The sequence below is a fragment of the Streptomyces sp. NTD91 genome, from assembly GCF_059510455.1.
In genome coordinates this window covers 1-15,598 of record NZ_JCAJZW010000035.1, presented here as the reverse complement: position 1 = coordinate 15,598, position 15,598 = coordinate 1, and the positions used below count along the sequence as shown (strand labels likewise).

Sequence of the window (15,598 nt, the reverse complement as noted above, 5' to 3'; positions counted from 1 at the left end):
CCTTCCTCGCCGAGCACCGCGCGGCCGAGGCCGACGTGGCGGTGCTGAGGGAGCAGCTTGGCCGGATCGCGGAGGCGCTGACCGGGGAGCGGGCGGTGCCCGCGGAGAGTGGGCCGGAACCGGAGGCGGAAAGGGCGCTGCACCCCAAAGCGCCGGTGAGGCGTCCGCGATCGGCATCGCGGCCCCGCGGTGGCGCGCGGCCGGTGCGTGCCGGGCGCCGTCCCCCGCGCCCCGGCCGGCCCTCCGGGCCTCGCCGGGCGCTGCGGATCGTGTTCGGGACGCTCGCCGGGGCCGTGGCCTTCGCGCTGGTCGCCGGGTTCGGCTGGATGGTGACGCACTCCGGCGCCCGGGGGGACAGTGCCAGTGCCGGCAGCGCGGACAAGCGGGCCGCCGACGCGGGCGGCAAGGTCTCCGGCGGCGGGCGGCCGTCCGACCGGGTGCGCGACCTGGCCTGCTCCCGGCTGGTCGTGGAGGGCACCGTGGCCGAGGTGGAGCAGCGCAAGCCCGACCCCGCATCCCGCCGGATCACGCTGACCGTGATCCGCTCCTACAAGCCCGCGTACGTCCCTCCGCACGGCCCGGCCCAGGTGGCCTTCGCGCTCGGCGACGGTGCCGAACCGGCTCCGCGCCCGGGACAGCACGTGCTCGTCCTGGTCGGCGCGGGACAGCAGCGGGCGAGCCTGTGGGCCGTCGGGGACATGCGCGTGGCCGCCGACCGCGCCTGGATCACCGAAACCCTGCCCGAGTCCCGGCACACGACCTGCCCCACCGAAGGCACCCCGTCGTCACGGCGTGACCTTCCGGACCGTCACGCTGCCCACGCCCGCGACCGTGCCGCACGCGTCCACCAACTGGACCCGGCCGAAGAACCCACGGCCGGCCGGGGCCTCGGCGGCGGCCGTCGCTCGGCCGGTGACGTGGCCGACCCGCCCGCGCCGGGTTCGACCGGCGTGGCGCCGTCCACCGTGGCCGAGCCGGGGGTGGGCGAGAAGAACGCGTCCGTGTTCGTGCCGGCGGCGGGGGCCGGGACGACGCCGCTCCTGCGAGTCGCCGTCGGCGGACCGGACGACCTGCCTGCCGCTCACTCGTACACGGGCGTACACGGGCCGGCCGAGGTCGGCGGCCGTGCCCGAGACGCCTTCGACGGCGACGCCGAGCGAGGTGGCGCGGGCCGGCTCGCCGTCCGGGGCCGCGCACGTGAGGTGAAGGAACCGAGCGGTCGAGGGCGCTCAGCCTTGCCCGACGGACGCCGCGGGCACGGCGGTCCGGTCAGCTTTCCTTCGAGCGTGCGTAATGGCGCGACGCCTTCGCGCGGTTGCCGCACGCGGCCATCGAGCACCAGCGGCGGGTGCCGTTCCGGGACGTGTCGAAGAAGTGCAGGATGCAGCCGCTCCCGGCACAGGTCCGGATCCGTTCCGGGCCCAGGGTGATCAGGTCCAGGTAGTTCCGGGCGGCGAGCCAGGCCGGTCCCCAGGACGGGTCGGCGAACTCCGGCTCCTCGGCGGGGCCGTCCGCGGTCAACCGGGCCCGGATCCGGCCGTGGGCCAGTACGGCGTCCACGAGCGGCGCGGCCTCGGCCGGTGACCCGTCCACCGCCGCCTTGAGCGCCGCGCGCGCCGCGCGCAGATGCTCCAGCACCTCCGGGCCGGCCGCATGGTCCCCGGCCAGCCCGTTGCTCGTGAGCCACACCGCGAGGCCGTCCGTGTCGGCGAGCAGGTCCTGGGTGGCGCCTTCCCGGTTCCATCGGGTGTTGAGCAGGTCGAGCGCGAGGGGCTCGCCGGTGAGCGGGCGGGGGTCGCGGCTGCGGGGCATCGGGCACTCCTTCTGGTCTAACCCCTCAAGACTACGTGACCGGTTGACCCGTCGTATCTAACCATCTAATGTCCATTACGACAGTTAGTCATATCGAAGGGAAGAGCCATGACCCCGCGCCTCTCGCACACAGGCCTGAACGTCACCGACCTCGACCGCTCGCTCGCCCTCTACCGCGACCTCCTCGGCTTCGCCGTGCTCGCCGAGGGCAAGGAGGACGGCCGGCGCTGGGCGATGCTGGGAGAGCCCGGCGGCGCTCCGCTCGTCACCCTCTGGCAGCAGGCGCGGGGGACGTACGACAGCGGCCGGCCCGGACTGCACCACCTCGCCCTCACGGTCGACTCGGTCGACCGGGTCCGCGCGTACGAGACCGCGCTGCGGGCCGCCGGGGTGTCCTTCGCCTACGACGGCGTGGTCGCCCACCGCGAGGGCGCCGCCTCGGGCGGGATCTTCTTCAACGACCCCGACGGCATCCGCCTGGAGATCTCCGCCCCGCTCGGCCCCGACGGCGCCCCGGCCCCCCATGCCGACGCCCCGACGTGCGGCTTCTTCTAGCCATGGGCGCCTATCACGCGGGCTCGCTCGCTCTGCAGGACCTCCTGGGCGTCCGCGACCGTGCCGCCCATGTGGGCCGCTCCCTCGGTCAGGGCATCAAGCCGATCGCGGCGGCCTTCCTGGAGGCACAGCCCCTGCTGGTGGTGGGCGCGGCGGATCCGGGCACCGGGAGGGTGTGGGCGTCGGCGCTCACGGGTCCCCCGGGTTTCGTCCGGGCGACGGGCCCCCGCCAGATGTCGGTGCTTGTGGACACCGGACGGCTCGCGACCGCGCTGAAAACCCCCGGCACCCCCGTCGGCACCATCGCCCTGGACCCCCGGACCCGGCGCCGTATGCGCCTCAACGGCCGCCTGAGACCGACATCCGGGGGGTTCGCGGTGGAGGCGGACCAGGTCTTCTCCAACTGCCCCAAATACATCCAGCGCAGGCAGTCGTACGAGACACTCGCCGACCGCACGCCGGGAACACCTCACCGGCTCACGGAACTCACCCCGCGGCAGAGCGAGTTCATTCGCGCGGCCGACACCTTCTTCCTGGCCACGGTCCACCCCGGCGGAGCCGACGCCAGCCACCGGGGCGGCAACCCCGGCTTCGTCCAGGTCACGTCCCCGCGCGAACTGACCTGGCCGGACTATCCCGGCAACGCCATGTTCCTCTCCCTCGGCAATCTGCGCGGCGACCCCCGCGCGGGACTGCTCTTCCTCGACTGGACCACCGGCACCACCCTGCAGCTCACCGGCGAGGCGCACACCGAGTTCACCGCCGGGGGCGACCGCAACGTCCGCTTCACCCTCACCGGGGCCCTGTGGACGCCGGCCGCCCTGCCGCTGCGCTGGTCGCCGCCGGAATACTCACCGGCGAATCCGGACGCCCCGCGCTAACGTCCGTCCATGCGACGGAACTTGAGAGTGGCGGCCTACGCCGTGTGCGTCAGTGACGGGCAACTCCTCCTGGCCCGCTCGCCCGGACCCGGCGGAACCCCCGAGTGGGTGCTGCCGGGCGGCGGCATGGAGCACGGCGAGGACCCCTACGACACCGTCCGCCGCGAACTCATGGAGGAGACCGGCTACCACGTCGAGGTGACCGGTCTCCTCGGCGTCGACTCCTTCCGGCTCGTCCACGGTCACCACGCCGGCCGCGGCACCGACCACCACGCCCTGCGTCTCGTCTACGAAGGAGAGGTCGTCGGCGGCGAACTCCGCCACGAGATCGGCGGATCCACCGACTTCGCTGCATGGCAGGACCTTTCCGCCGTACCGACCCTGAACCGGGTGCCCCTGGTCGACACCGCGCTGCGGCTCTGGCGGGAGCGCCCCGCGCACGGTCATCTCACCGCCGGGACCACTCCCGTACCCCAGGAGATGAACGAGGATCAACCGCCCCCCGGACGCGCGCGATCCACTGCGTGACCGCGACCGGTACCCCGTGATCCGCGTACGGTGATCGGCGCTGCGCGTTGCCGCCGCTGGGGGCGCCAGGCGTGCGCGTCGGTGGAGAAGTGGCTGGACAGGACGCTGACGGACCACAAGGACTCCCACGCCGTCGTCTTCAGCCACCACACCAGCACGACCATGGACAACACCCGCCCCGACCCCGCCCCGTCCGGGCGAGAAGCGGCACGGCGGCGCCGAGGTGATCTCGGTGCTGAGCGCCCACGCCAATGTCCTGGCCTGGGTGTCCTGGCCTGGGTGAACAGCCACATCCACAGGAACGTCATCACCCCGCACCAGGCCTCCGGCGGCCGTTCCTTCTGGGAGATCTCCACCGCCTCGCACGTCGACCACCCGCACCTGGCCCGCGTCATCGAGCTGGTGGACAACAAGGACGGCACGCTCTCGGTGTTCACCACCCTGATCGAGTCGGCGGCCCCGCACCGCACCGACTTCTCCGACCTCTCCCAGACCGGTCTCGCCGCCCTGTACCGTGAGCTGGCCTTCAACGCCCCCGGCGCCAACAAGACCCTGGCGGGCGGCGCGGCGACCGGAACACCGAACTGGTGCTCAAGAAGGGCTGAGAGTCACCCAACCGGCCCAGCGCGGAGCAACCCTCGCGCACACCGCGCGGGTTTCCTCCCCCGACCGCACCGAACAGCAGGTTGGGGGAACACATGCGCGTACGCACGACCCTGGTGGCCGCCACGGCCCTACTCCTCTCGGCGGCCCCGGTGGCTCCGGCCGCCGCCACCTCCGGGGGCCATGGACACGCCGGAACCCGCAAGGCCGTCGAGGCGGCGGTCGCGGCCGGCGTGCCCGGGGTGACCACCACCGCCGAGGACGGCCACGGCACCTGGTCCACGACCGCCGGGGTGGGCGACATCGGCACAGGCCGACCGCGCTCCACCGCCGACCGGTACCGCGTCGGCAGCATCACCAAGACCTTCCTCGCCACCGTGCTGCTCCAACTGGAGGCGGAGGGCCGCCTGTCCTTGGACGACACGGTGGACACGTGGCTGCCGGGCGTCGTCCGCGGACACGGCCACGACGGCCGGCACATCACCGTCCGGCAGCTGCTGAACCACACCAGCGGTGTCTTCGACTACACCGGCGACGTGGACTTCGACCGGGCGGTCTTCACCGAGGACGGCTTCCTCCGGCACCGCTACGACACCCACACCGCGGGCGAGCTGGTGCGGATCGCCATGCGGCACAGGCCGGACTTCGCGCCGGGCACCTCCTGGAAGTACTCCAACACCAACTACGTCCTGGCGGGCATGGTGATCGAGAAGGTGACGGGACATGCGTACGCCACCGAGATCGAGCGCCGGATCATCGCGCCGCTGCGGCTGCGGGGCACGTCCGTTCCCGGCACCCGGGTCACCGTGCCCCGCCCGAGCAGCCGCGCCTACTCGAAATTCACCGATCCGAAAGGCCCGGTCCGCGACGTCACCACACTGAATCCGTCCCTCGCCTCCGCCGCCGGTGAAATGATCTCGGACTCCGCCGACCTCGATCGTTTCTACAGCGCCCTGCTCGGCGGAAAACTCCTGAAGCCCCGGCAGCTGAAAGAGATGAAGACCACCGTCGAGGCCACGGGCATCCCTGGCACGCGCTACGGCCTCGGACTCATGGACACACGCCTGACCTGCGGAGTTCATGTGTGGGGTCATGACGGCGGGATCCATGGATCGGTGTCCTCGGCGGTCACGACGGCAGACGGTGAGCATGCGATCGCCGTCAATTTCAACGGCGACTGGGCCGGGGACCCCCGGTCGGTGATCGACGGGGAATTCTGTTAGCCGCTGTTTCATTCGCGTCATTCCGTGTTAACGCGGACGCAATGTCCGTACCGCCTCATATCGGCTAACCCGCTTTGGACGGGGATGGCTCGATCTTCTCGATCATTTATGCAAGGCGGGTGGTCGCGTGCGCGCGAGGCACGGACTGCGAGTGCTGTCGGTCTACGAGGGCTTCTTCTCCGGAGGAGCCCGGATCGTGCACAGCGACGTCGTACTGGGGCTGGCCGAAGGCGGCCAGTCCCACCAGGTACTCAGCATCCACGGCGAGGTCCATCGCGAGGCCACCCGGCAGCGCATGGAGGACGACCACTGCTACCGGTCGCTGACCGCCGGCGGCGTCGGGGTCACCTCGCTCGGCCGCAGCGCGGGCCTGGTCGACGGCTCGCTCGCGGCGAACGTTTTCAGCGGGCCCGAGCTGGCCGAAACGGCTCGGTCGATGGCCGGGGCGGATGTGATCCTCTCCCTGAAGGAGCAGCCGCTGGCCCTGCTCAACCAGGCAGGCCTGCCGCGCCGCCCCGTCGTGGTCTGCCTGCACCGCTCCGATCCGGAGAACCAGGGTCCCGCCCTCGACGCGCTCAGGGCCGCCCTCGCCGACGGCACGGTGGCCGCGTGCGTGTGCTGTGCCGAGTCCACCCGGGCCGCCTACGAGGCCGCGGGCATCCCGGGCCGGTTCCTTCACGTCATCCCCAACGGCGTCGACCTGCTCCGCTTTCGCCCCGACCCCGCCGCCCGCCTCGCCCTGCGCGCCTGCCTCGGCATCGCGGACCGGGCGCCGGTGATCGTCTTCGCGGCCCGGTACGCCGCGATGAAGAACGTCCCGCTGCTGCTCCGGGCTGCCCGTGCCTGGCTGGCCCGCGAGGGCGGCGGCCACCTGCTGATGTGCGGCGCCGGGATGACCCCCGGCAACCCCGGGCTGCGCGCGGATCTCGCCGACGCCTTCGCCGACGCGCCGTCCCTCACCGAGCGGGTGCACCTGCTCGGCGTACGGCACGACATGCCGGCCGTGTACGCCGCCGCCGACGTCGTCGCCCTGACCTCCGTCTCCGGGGAGGCGGCGCCGCTGTGCCTGATCGAGGGCATGATGTGCGGCGCGGTCCCGGTGACCACGGACGTCGGCGACAGCGCGGACATCGTCACCGGCCACGGCTTCGTCACCCCGCCGGACCCGGGCGCGATCGCCCTGGCCTGGTCCGCGGCGGTGGCCGGGCGCACGGAGCTGGCCCCGGCGCTGGAGGCCGCCCGCGAGCGCTTCAGCCGCACCCGCATGATCGCGGCGTACGCCACGCTGCTCGACGAGGTGTACGCCGCGCACGTCGGCGGGCAGGGGATCGTGGCGCCGCACGCCGTAGCCGACGTGATCGCGCCGCCGGTCGCCTCGGAGGGCGAGGCCCCGCGGTACGCCCTCGCCCGCGAACCCGGCTTCTTCCAGGGCTCGTTGCCCGCCGACGTCCTCGGCGCCGGTCTCGACGCGCATCACGGCGCGCTCGGCGACGAGGCGCCGGACGAGCGGTAGCGGGGCGGGTTCAGGAGACCCGGTCGAGCGCCGCGAGATAGCCGAGGGCCTGGCCGGGGGCCGTGGGGTGGTACGACTCGGTCAGGGCCAGCAGGTCGACGCTGTGCAGCCAGGGGGCACGGGAGCAGATCTCGTGGCCGGAGAAGGCGGCGCGGACGTCGGCGAAGGTGAAGCCGTGGGCGGCGGCGCGCCGGGCGATCACCGCGTCGAGCTGGTCCACGGCGCGGTTGAGGGCGGCCCGCTCGCCGTCCTCGAGGCCGGAGCGGCAGATGCCGCCGATCCGGTACAGGTGCGGATAGCCGAGCACCACGACACGGGCGGCGGGAGCCCGGTGCCGGATGGCCGAGTAGAGCCGGTCCAGGTCGGCCGGGAGGGGCCCCTCCAGGTAGGAGCGGGCGCCGGAGACAGCGGACAGGCACAGCCCGGTCCCGCCCAGCGCGCAGGTCGTCATGACGCTGGCGAAGCCCGCGTCGCCACCGCCGATGGTGAGGGTGACCAGCCGGGTACGGGGGCCGAGCGCGCCGAGCTGGTGGGCCAGGACGTCGCTCGTCCGGGCATGGTCGCAGGCGGCGAAGGCGAAGGATGCCATCCTGTGGGCCGAGGCCCACAGCACGGGGTACGCGCGGCTGCTGCGCTTGCAGTCCTTCCGGCCGGGGAGGTAGTCGCCGGCGCCGACACCGGAGGAGTAGGAGTCGCCGAGGGCCACATAGCCCACGGCCACCGTCCGGGGCGCCGCCTGTGCCGCCGCGGGGGCGGCGGCGGGGCAGGCCGTGGCGAGCACCAGGGCGGACGTACACGCGGCTATCCGGTTGTGTCGCATACCTCTCATCTTTCGCGGCCCGAACGGCACCGCCCGCGAGGCTCGTCCGTTCGGGTGATGCGGCCCGCCTGCGGCCCGGAGCCGCAGAAGCCCGTGAGGAGGGGCCACCGTAACCGCCCCCGGTGGCCCCTCCTCTCCCCTCCCGGCGCCTCCCGGTCCGTCACTACCGGGGCAGCACCACGACGTACGCCGCCGGATCCCGGTCGGCGGAGGCCATCAGCGCCGTGCGCACCACGGTCGCCTGCTGCTCCATCGCCTCGCTGAGCTTCTTCGGGTTGATGTGGACGACCGTGATCCCGAGCCGTTCCAGATACTCCCGCTTGCGCGCGTACTCCGGCCACGGCTCGTCGTCGTCCCGCCGGGGCGCCCTCGTGTCCAGCTCCACCGCCACCGCCTGGTCCGGCCAGTACGCGTCCAGGCCGCCGAGGTGCGGGCCGCCGGGCAGCCGCAGGTCGACGTTCCACATCGGGTCGGGCAGGCCGTACTCGCGGACCATCCGGTACAGGCGGTTCTCGGCGATCGAGCGACCCTCCGCCAGCAGCGCGTCCACCGCGTCCACCACGTGCGGGAGGTCGAGCAGCTTCGCCTGCGTCAACTCCCTCACGACGGCCGCCGGTTCGCAGTGGCGGCCGCGCACCGCCTCGGTCAGCAGCCGCCGAACCGCCTCCGCGTCAGTCAGTTCCGCCACCGCGTCCGCGAGCGCCCGCGGCACCGGTGCCACCGGCAGGCCCGTCACCGCGACCGCGGTGGGCAGGGCGGGGGTGCGCAGGACCCGGACGTAGCCCGTGGAGCGCACCCGGCGCAGCCGCGGCACCAGCACGTCGACGCGGTCCAGCGAGAGCAGCGGCGGGGTGGCGGAGAAGCCGTGCAGGGTGAGGGCCGCGAGCCCGGTGATCACCGCCTCCGCGTAGACCTGGCGGTGCGGCTCCTCCGCCGTGGGCTGGGCCGGGACGCCGGGCGCGGACTCGCGGGCCGCGTACAGCAGGGCCCCGTGCAGACGCTCCTCGCTCGTGGGCGGGCCGGGGCGCAGCAGGACCACGTTCGGCAGCAGCATCTGCCAGGATCCGCCGGGCCGGCACTGCTCGTTCAGCTCGGCCGTCGTCACACCGTGCGAGCGGAGCTGAGCGGTCGTCAGGACGCGGCGGTGGACCCGGGACAGATGCCCGAGGGGGCGGGGGGAGAGCGGGGTGTTGTGCGTCATGGCGTCGGGATTCCCGCGCCCGGTCCCCTCCTTAACCGCTGTTACACGCCCGTCGAGAAACACGGACGATGCGGGACTAAAGGTCACGTGTTCGGTTGCCGAGTAGGGACGGGTAACCCCTGGTCCCGTCGGGTGCGGACCAGGGGTTACGGCTCTGTTTGACCGAATTTCGTAACGGTCACCGACCGGGCGCGCTCAGGCCAAAGGTCAGTGGCCGGCAGCCGACGCGTCGCACGCCTGCGCGCGCAGTGCCCGTGCCAGGTCGTCCCGCGCCTCCAGCACCAGCCGGCGCAGCGCCGGCGCCGTGTCCTGGTGCGCCTGGAGCCACGCGTCCGTCGCCTCGAGCGTCTCGGCGCGGTCCTGCAGCGCCGGGAACAGACCCCGTACGACGTCCATGCCGATCTGGATCGACCGCTCCCGCCAGACCCGCTCGATCGCCGCGAAGTACAGCTCCGCGTACGGCGCGACCAGCTCCCGCTGGGACGGCTGGCCGAAGCCCGCGATGGTCGCCTCCACCAGCGCGTTCGACAGCGTGTCGGACTCCACCACCTGCGCCCAGGCCTGCGCCTTGACCGCCGCCGACGGGCGGGCCGCCAGGCAGCGGACCTGGTGGCGCTTGCCGGACGCAGTGTCGTCGCGGGCCAGTTCGGCCGCCAGCACCGACTCGTCCGCCGCCCCGTGCGCGGCCAGCGGCTCCAGGAACGCCCAGCGCAGCTCCTGGTCCACCTCCAGACCGTCGATCTCCGCCGTCCCGTCCAGCAGGTCCCTCAGCAGCTTCAGGTCCGGCTCCGCACAGGCCACGGTCGCGTAGAACCGCGCCCAGGCCAGCTGGTGCTCGCTGCCCGGCGCGGCCGCCCGCAGCTCCCGCAGCGCGCCCTCGGCCAGCAGGTCGCCGCCGGCCGTCCGCCACTTCGGCGCCGCGTAGTGCACCAGCGCCGAGTTCGCCCACGCGTGCAGCATCTGCAGCACACCGATGTCGGACTCCCGGCCCGCGAACCGCAGCACCAGGCCGGCGAAGTCCCGCGCCGGCAGCAGCGCGTCCCGGGTCATGTTCCACAGCGCCGACCAGCACAGCGCACGGGCCAGCGGGTCGGTCAGCGCGTCCAGGTGCTCCTTCAGCGTGGCCAGCGAGGTGTCGTCGAAGCGGGTCTTGCAGTACGTCAGGTCGTCGTCGTTGACCAGGACGAGATCCGGGGCCTCGGCGCCCGCGAGGTCCGCGACCACCGTGCGCGGCTCGTGCACGTCCGCCTCCACGCGCGCGTACCGCTCCAGCGCACCCCCGGGCGCACGTCGGTACAGACCCACCGCGATCCGGTGCGGGCGCAGCTCGGGGTGTGACTCGGGCGCCTCCTGCACCACCGCCAGCTCGGCCACCCGGCCCCCGGCGTCCAGCAGCACCTGCGGGGTCAGCGAGTTGACCCCGGCCGTCTGCAGCCAGGACCGCGCCCACGTCGACATGTCGCGGCCGCTGGTCTCGCCCAGCACCGACAGCAGGTCGCCGAGCCGGGTGTTGCCGTACGCGTGCCGCTTGAAGTAGCGGCGGGCTCCCTCCAGGAACGCGTCCTGGCCGACGTACGCCACCAGCTGCTTGAGCACCGAGGCGCCCTTGGCGTAGGTGATGCCGTCGAAGTTCAGCTTGGCGTCCTCCAGGTCACGGATGTCCGCCGTGACCGGATGCGTGGACGGCAGCTGGTCCGCTCGGTACGCCCAGGCCTTGCGCCGGTTGGCGAAGGTGATCCAGGCGTCCTTGAAGCGGGTCGCCCCCACGTTCGCGAACGTGCCCATGAAGTCCGCGAAGGACTCCTTCAGCCACAGGTCGTCCCACCACTCCATGGTGACCAGGTCGCCGAACCACATGTGCGCCATCTCGTGCAGGATCACGTTGGCGCGGGCCTCGTACGACGCCTGGGTCACCTTGCCGCGGAAGATGTACTCCTCGCGGAAGGTCACCAGGCCCGGGTTCTCCATCGCGCCCAGGTTGTACTCGGGCACGAACGCCTGGTCGTACTTCCCGAACGGGTACGGACAGTCGAAGTGCTCGTGGAAGAAGTCCAGGCCCTGCTTGGTCACCAGGAAGACGTCGTCGGCGTCGAAGTGCGGGGCGAGGCCCTTGCGGCACATGGCGCCGAGCGGGATCTCCAGCCTGGTGCCGTCCTCGAAGGTGTGGGTGTAGGAGTCGGTGACGTAGTGGTACGGACCTGCCACCACGCACGTGATGTATGTCGAGATCGGCTTGGTCTCCGCGAACCGCCAGACGCCGTCGGCCGGTTCTCCCACGCCGTTGCTCCACACCGTCCAGCCCTCGGGCGCCCGCACCTCGAAACGGTACGGCGCCTTCAGGTCCGGCTGCTCGAAGTTGGCGAAGACCCGGCGGGCGTCGGCCGGCTCGTACTGGGTGTAGAGATAGACCTCGCCGTCCTCGGGGTCGACGAAGCGGTGCAGGCCTTCGCCGGTGCGGGAGTAGGCGCACTGCGCGTCCACCACCAGCTCGTTCTCCGCGGCCAGGTCCTCCAGGGCGATCCGCGCGCCGTCGAAGACCTCGCCCGGGTCCAGGTCCCGGCCGTTCAGCGAGACGGCGGTGACGCTCGGCGCGATCAGATCGGCGAAGCTCGACGCGCCCGGCTCGTTGCAGCGGAAGCGGATCGTGGTCACCGAGCGGAACGTACGCGGCCCGCCGTCCCCGTCGCCGACGGCGGACCTGAGGTCCAGGGACACGTCGTACCCGTCTACGGACAGCAGGGCGGCCCGCTCCCGGGCCTCGTCGCGGGACAGATTCTCACCGGGCACGGACGGCACTCCCTCGTGATCGCGTGGATGAGGCGGAACAGGACCGATCCTGCCATGTGCCCCTGACAGGGGTCAGCAGGGAATGCGGATGGCGAGGACGTCGTTGACGCCTGAAAGAGCGCCTTTGCTGAGGAGAGCCATGTCCGAGTCCGGCAAGACCCCCGTCGACTTCTGGTTCGACCCGCTGTGCCCCTGGGCCTGGATGACGTCCCGCTGGGTGCTGGAGGTGGAGAAGGTCAGGGACATCGAGGTCCGCTGGCACATCATGAGCCTCGCCGTCCTCAACGAGAACAAGCTGGACGAGCTGCCCGAGGATTACCGGGAGATGCTTGCGACCAAGGCCTGGCAGCCGGTGCGCGTGGTCACCGCGGCCTGGCAGAAGCACGGCGCGGACGTACTCGGCCCCCTCTACACCGCGCTCGGCACCCGCATCCACAACAACGGCGAGGGTCCCACCCTGGAGGCCGTCGCCGGCGCCCTGGCGGACGTCGGCCTGCCCGCCGAGCTGATCGAGTACGCCGAGCAGGAGGACTTCGAGTTCGACGCCGAGCTGCGTGCCTCCCACAAGGAGGGCATCGACAAGGTCGGGCAGGACGTCGGCACCCCGGTCATCGCGCTGCCGGGCCCCGACGGCGAGCAGATCGCCTTCTTCGGCCCGGTCGTCACCCCCGCCCCGAAGGGCGAGGAGGCGGCCCGCCTGTGGGACGGCGCCGTCGCCGTCGCCTCGGTACCGGGCTTCTACGAGATCAAGCGGACCCGGACCAAGGGCCCGGACTTCAGCAACCTGTGAGCCCCCGCGCGGGCCCGGTGCCGCCCCGCGCCGGGCCCGCACTCCCGGCGCATGCGCCGGGAAAGTGATCACCGGAGCGGCAGGGCGAGCGACGGGCTCTTCAGGGAGCCAGGAGAAGGAGTTGGCGCGGTACCCGACGGCGCCGTAGGGGCGGGCCGCGTCCCGCCGGTCGACCACCTGTCCGATGGTCCAGGCGAAGTCCGCCCTCCCTGATGGTCGAAGACCTGCTCCACGATCAGCCGGCCGCTGAGCGGCTCGTGGGCCGCTCTCGCCCCGGCCCCAACCGTGCACGGGGGACGCGGGCTTGGGCAGCTGGGCCTTGAAAGCGGCGAAGGGACGCCTCGGCGAGCTGCTCCAGCCTGTCGTCGGCGGCCTTCACTTGTCGTGAGGCAGTGCCGCTTCGGGGGCTCAGCGCCTGGCGCGGGCCCGCTGCCACAGGTATCCGACGACCGCAAGGGCCACGGTCATGCCGCCGGTGGACAGGAGCTGGACGCGGGTGTCCGGCTCACGGGCCATCAGTACGAAGATCGTGGCCATGCCCGCCAGCGCGACCCAGGTCAGCCATGGGAACGCCCACATGCGCACGACCGGCTTCTCGGGGGCCTCGCGCTCGATACGGCGGCGCAGCAGCAGCTGGGAGACCGCGATGAAGATCCAGACGACCAGGATGACCGCGCCGATCATGTTCAGCAGCCACGGGAAGACGTCGTTCGGGCGCCAGTAGCTCAGCAGCACGCAGACGAAACCGAAGAAGCAGGAGGTGAGGACGGCGATCCGGGGGACCCCGCCGGACAGCCTGACCAGCGCCTTCGGACCCTGGCCGCGCTCGACCAGCGAGTGGGCGATGCGCGAGGAGCCGTAGATGTTGGCGTTCATCGCGGACAGCAGGGCGACCAGGACGACCACGTTCATCGACTGGCCCGCACCGGGGATGCCGAGGTGGTCGAGCGTCGCGACATACGGGCCCTTCGCCACGACCTCCGCCGAGTTCCAGGGGACCAGTGTGACGACGACCGCCATCGAGCCGATGTAGAAGAGGGCGATGCGCCACATGGCGGTGCGCACGGCGGAGGCCACGCCGCGCACCGGGTTCTCGGACTCGGCCGCCGCGATGGTGACCGTCTCCAGGCCGCCGTAGGCGAAGACGGAGGCGAGCAGGCCGACCAGCAGGCCCTGGTTTCCGTGCGGCATGAAGTCGGTCAGGTTCCCGGCGCCGGGGGAGTGCGTGCCGGGCAGCAACCCGGCGATCGCCAGCACGCCGAGGACCAGGAACAGGCCGATGGCGCCGACCTTCAGCGCGGCGAACCAGAACTCGAACTCGCCGAAGTTCTTCACGGCGGCCAGGTTCGTCCCGCAGAACACCACCATGAACAGGGCCACCCACATCCACTGCGGGGTGCCCGGCAGCCAGCCCTGGACGATCTTCGCGGCGCCGATGCCCTCAAGGCCGACGGCCGTGCACAGCAGCACCCAGAAGGACCAGCCGGCGGCGAAGCCCGCCCAGGGGCCGATCGCCCGCTCGGCGTGCACCGAGAAGGAACCGGAGGACGGGTACGCGGCCGACATCTCGCCCAGCATCCGCATCACCAGCATCACCAGCAGGCCGGAGAGCGTGTAGGCGATCACGATGGACGGGCCGGCGGCGGCGATGCCCGCTCCGGAGCCGACGAACAGACCCGCGCCGATGACCCCGCCCAGGGCGATCATCGACAGATGGCGCTGCTTGAGGCCGTGGGAGAGGGAGGCGCCGTCCCGTTGCTGCGGCGGCGTCTCGGTGGTCGTGCTGCTGGGCATGGGGCGCGGCTCTCCCGGGCAAGGCAATGGTCGGGCAAAAACGCCGCCAGTCTGGGCGGCCCGTCCACTCGGGCGCAGGAGCCGCCCAACATCCGGACAGCCGGAACACACAGCGTCAACGGCCGGTCACGCCCTCCCCGAGCAGAGGCGTGTCGTGCGAGGCGTCGGCCTCGAGGGCGTGGTGCCGGCTCGTCCGGTCGTCCAGGAGGACGAGTTCGCAGCGGTGATGTGGGCGGCGATCGCGATCTCCCTCTTTGGCGGGACCCTACAGACGGCCCGTCAGATGCCGAGGTAGCGCGGGCCACTCCACCTCAGTGACCGGTATCACGCCGAAGCCGGTGAGGCGACCATCCTTTGTCCGGAGCCCACCAAGCCCCCGCGCACGCCTTTGTCGACCGGTGACGGTGATCGGCCTGAGGGACGCGGTATAGCGTCACGGTGTTCCCACCTGCCCACTCACCCGCGGAGTCCCCATGAGCATCGCCACCGCCACAGCTCGCCCCGGCGCAGTCCTCGCCGACCTGCTCCCCGCGTCCCGCGTCCGCGACGCGGCCCTCGTCGTCGGCGGCGCCGTGCTCACCGGCCTCGCGGCCCAGGTGGCCGTCCCCGTGCCCGGCTCCCCGGTGCCGGTGACCGGCCAGACCTTCGCCGCGCTGCTCGTCGGTACCGCGCTGGGTGCCCGCCGCGGCTTCCTCTCCCTCGCCCTGTACGCGCTCGCCGGTGTCGCGGGCATGCCGTGGTTCGCGGACGGCTCCTCCGGCGCGGGCATGGTCTCCTTCGGCTACGTCCTCGGCATGCTGCTCGCCTCGGCCGCCGTCGGCGCCCTGGCCCGGCACGGCGCCGACCGCTCGCCGCTGCGCATGGCCGGCACGATGCTCCTCGGTGAGGCGATCATCTACGCCGTAGGCGTGCCCTACCTTGCCCTCGCCGCCCACGTCTCGCTCACCAGGGCCGTCGCGCTCGGCCTCACCCCGTTCCTGCTCGGCGACGCCCTGAAGGCCGTGCTGGCGATGGGCGCGCTGCCCACCGCCTGGAAGTTCGCGAACAAGCGCTAGTGTCTCCTGAGTCTTTATTTCACTGTAGAAGTAGGC

Annotated in this window: 12 protein-coding genes and 1 pseudogene; 8 read left to right on the top strand and 5 right to left on the bottom strand. The window is 72.4% G+C overall.

All coding sequences use genetic code 11. The features are described from left to right. Nucleotides 1–1,269: 1,269 nt before the first annotated feature. Complete coding sequence (locus tag AC5WRT_RS28590) at nt 1,270–1,812, bottom strand: CGNR zinc finger domain-containing protein (protein WP_496098744.1); 543 nt, start codon at nt 1,810–1,812, stop codon at nt 1,270–1,272. 108 nt (nt 1,813–1,920) lie between these two features. On the opposite strand from AC5WRT_RS28590, the gene AC5WRT_RS28585 reads away from it, so the two are divergent. The 6 genes and pseudogenes from AC5WRT_RS28585 (at nt 1,921) to AC5WRT_RS28560 (ending at nt 7,115) form a co-directional block, all read left to right on the top strand. Then, entirely contained in the window at nt 1,921–2,367 is a 447-nt protein-coding gene (locus tag AC5WRT_RS28585) for a VOC family protein (RefSeq protein WP_496100745.1), read from the top strand. A 2-nt stretch (nt 2,368–2,369) separates the two neighbouring features. Next, a complete protein-coding gene (locus AC5WRT_RS28580) occupies nt 2,370–3,248 on the top strand; it encodes a pyridoxamine 5'-phosphate oxidase family protein (RefSeq protein ID WP_496100744.1) in 879 nt (292 codons plus the stop codon). A 9-nt stretch (nt 3,249–3,257) separates the two neighbouring features. Continuing rightward, complete coding sequence (locus tag AC5WRT_RS28575) at nt 3,258–3,776, top strand: NUDIX hydrolase (protein WP_496100743.1); 519 nt, start codon at nt 3,258–3,260, stop codon at nt 3,774–3,776. A gap of 87 nt (nt 3,777–3,863) precedes the next feature. Then, a pseudogene (locus tag AC5WRT_RS28570) lies at nt 3,864–4,381 on the top strand (TIGR03767 family metallophosphoesterase); the annotation flags it as partial. A gap of 93 nt (nt 4,382–4,474) precedes the next feature. After that, nucleotides 4,475–5,602: a serine hydrolase domain-containing protein gene (locus tag AC5WRT_RS28565; protein WP_496100742.1), complete on the top strand. Its 1,128-nt coding sequence runs from the start codon at nt 4,475–4,477 to the stop codon at nt 5,600–5,602. 151 nt (nt 5,603–5,753) lie between these two features. Further along, nucleotides 5,754–7,115 (top strand): glycosyltransferase, encoded by a 1,362-nt coding sequence (locus AC5WRT_RS28560; RefSeq protein ID WP_496098746.1) that lies wholly within the window; start codon nt 5,754–5,756, stop codon nt 7,113–7,115. Between the two features lie 10 nt (nt 7,116–7,125). Here the strand turns inward: AC5WRT_RS28560 and AC5WRT_RS28555 are convergent, their stop codons facing one another. From AC5WRT_RS28555 to pepN, 3 genes are all read right to left on the bottom strand, one after another. Then, entirely contained in the window at nt 7,126–7,935 is an 810-nt protein-coding gene (locus AC5WRT_RS28555) for an SGNH/GDSL hydrolase family protein (protein ID WP_496098739.1), read from the bottom strand. A 163-nt stretch (nt 7,936–8,098) separates the two neighbouring features. After that, nucleotides 8,099–9,136: a hypothetical protein gene (locus AC5WRT_RS28550; protein WP_496098738.1), complete on the bottom strand. Its 1,038-nt coding sequence runs from the start codon at nt 9,134–9,136 to the stop codon at nt 8,099–8,101. A gap of 207 nt (nt 9,137–9,343) precedes the next feature. Continuing rightward, nucleotides 9,344–11,923 (bottom strand): aminopeptidase N, encoded by a 2,580-nt coding sequence (gene pepN / locus AC5WRT_RS28545; RefSeq protein WP_496098737.1) that lies wholly within the window; start codon nt 11,921–11,923, stop codon nt 9,344–9,346. A 139-nt stretch (nt 11,924–12,062) separates the two neighbouring features. On the opposite strand from pepN, the gene AC5WRT_RS28540 reads away from it, so the two are divergent. Then, nucleotides 12,063–12,713, top strand: coding sequence for a mycothiol-dependent nitroreductase Rv2466c family protein (locus AC5WRT_RS28540; protein ID WP_496098736.1), 651 nt, complete (start codon nt 12,063–12,065; stop codon nt 12,711–12,713). Nucleotides 12,714–13,121: 408 nt separating this feature from the next. Here AC5WRT_RS28540 and AC5WRT_RS28535 read toward each other — a convergent pair whose 3' ends face one another. After that, complete coding sequence (locus tag AC5WRT_RS28535) at nt 13,122–14,507, bottom strand: amino acid permease (RefSeq protein WP_496098735.1); 1,386 nt, start codon at nt 14,505–14,507, stop codon at nt 13,122–13,124. Nucleotides 14,508–14,980: 473 nt separating this feature from the next. Here AC5WRT_RS28535 and AC5WRT_RS28530 point away from each other — a divergent pair, with 473 nt between their 5' ends. Further along, nucleotides 14,981–15,562, top strand: coding sequence for a biotin transporter BioY (locus AC5WRT_RS28530; protein WP_496098734.1), 582 nt, complete (start codon nt 14,981–14,983; stop codon nt 15,560–15,562). Nucleotides 15,563–15,598 lie beyond the last annotated feature (36 nt).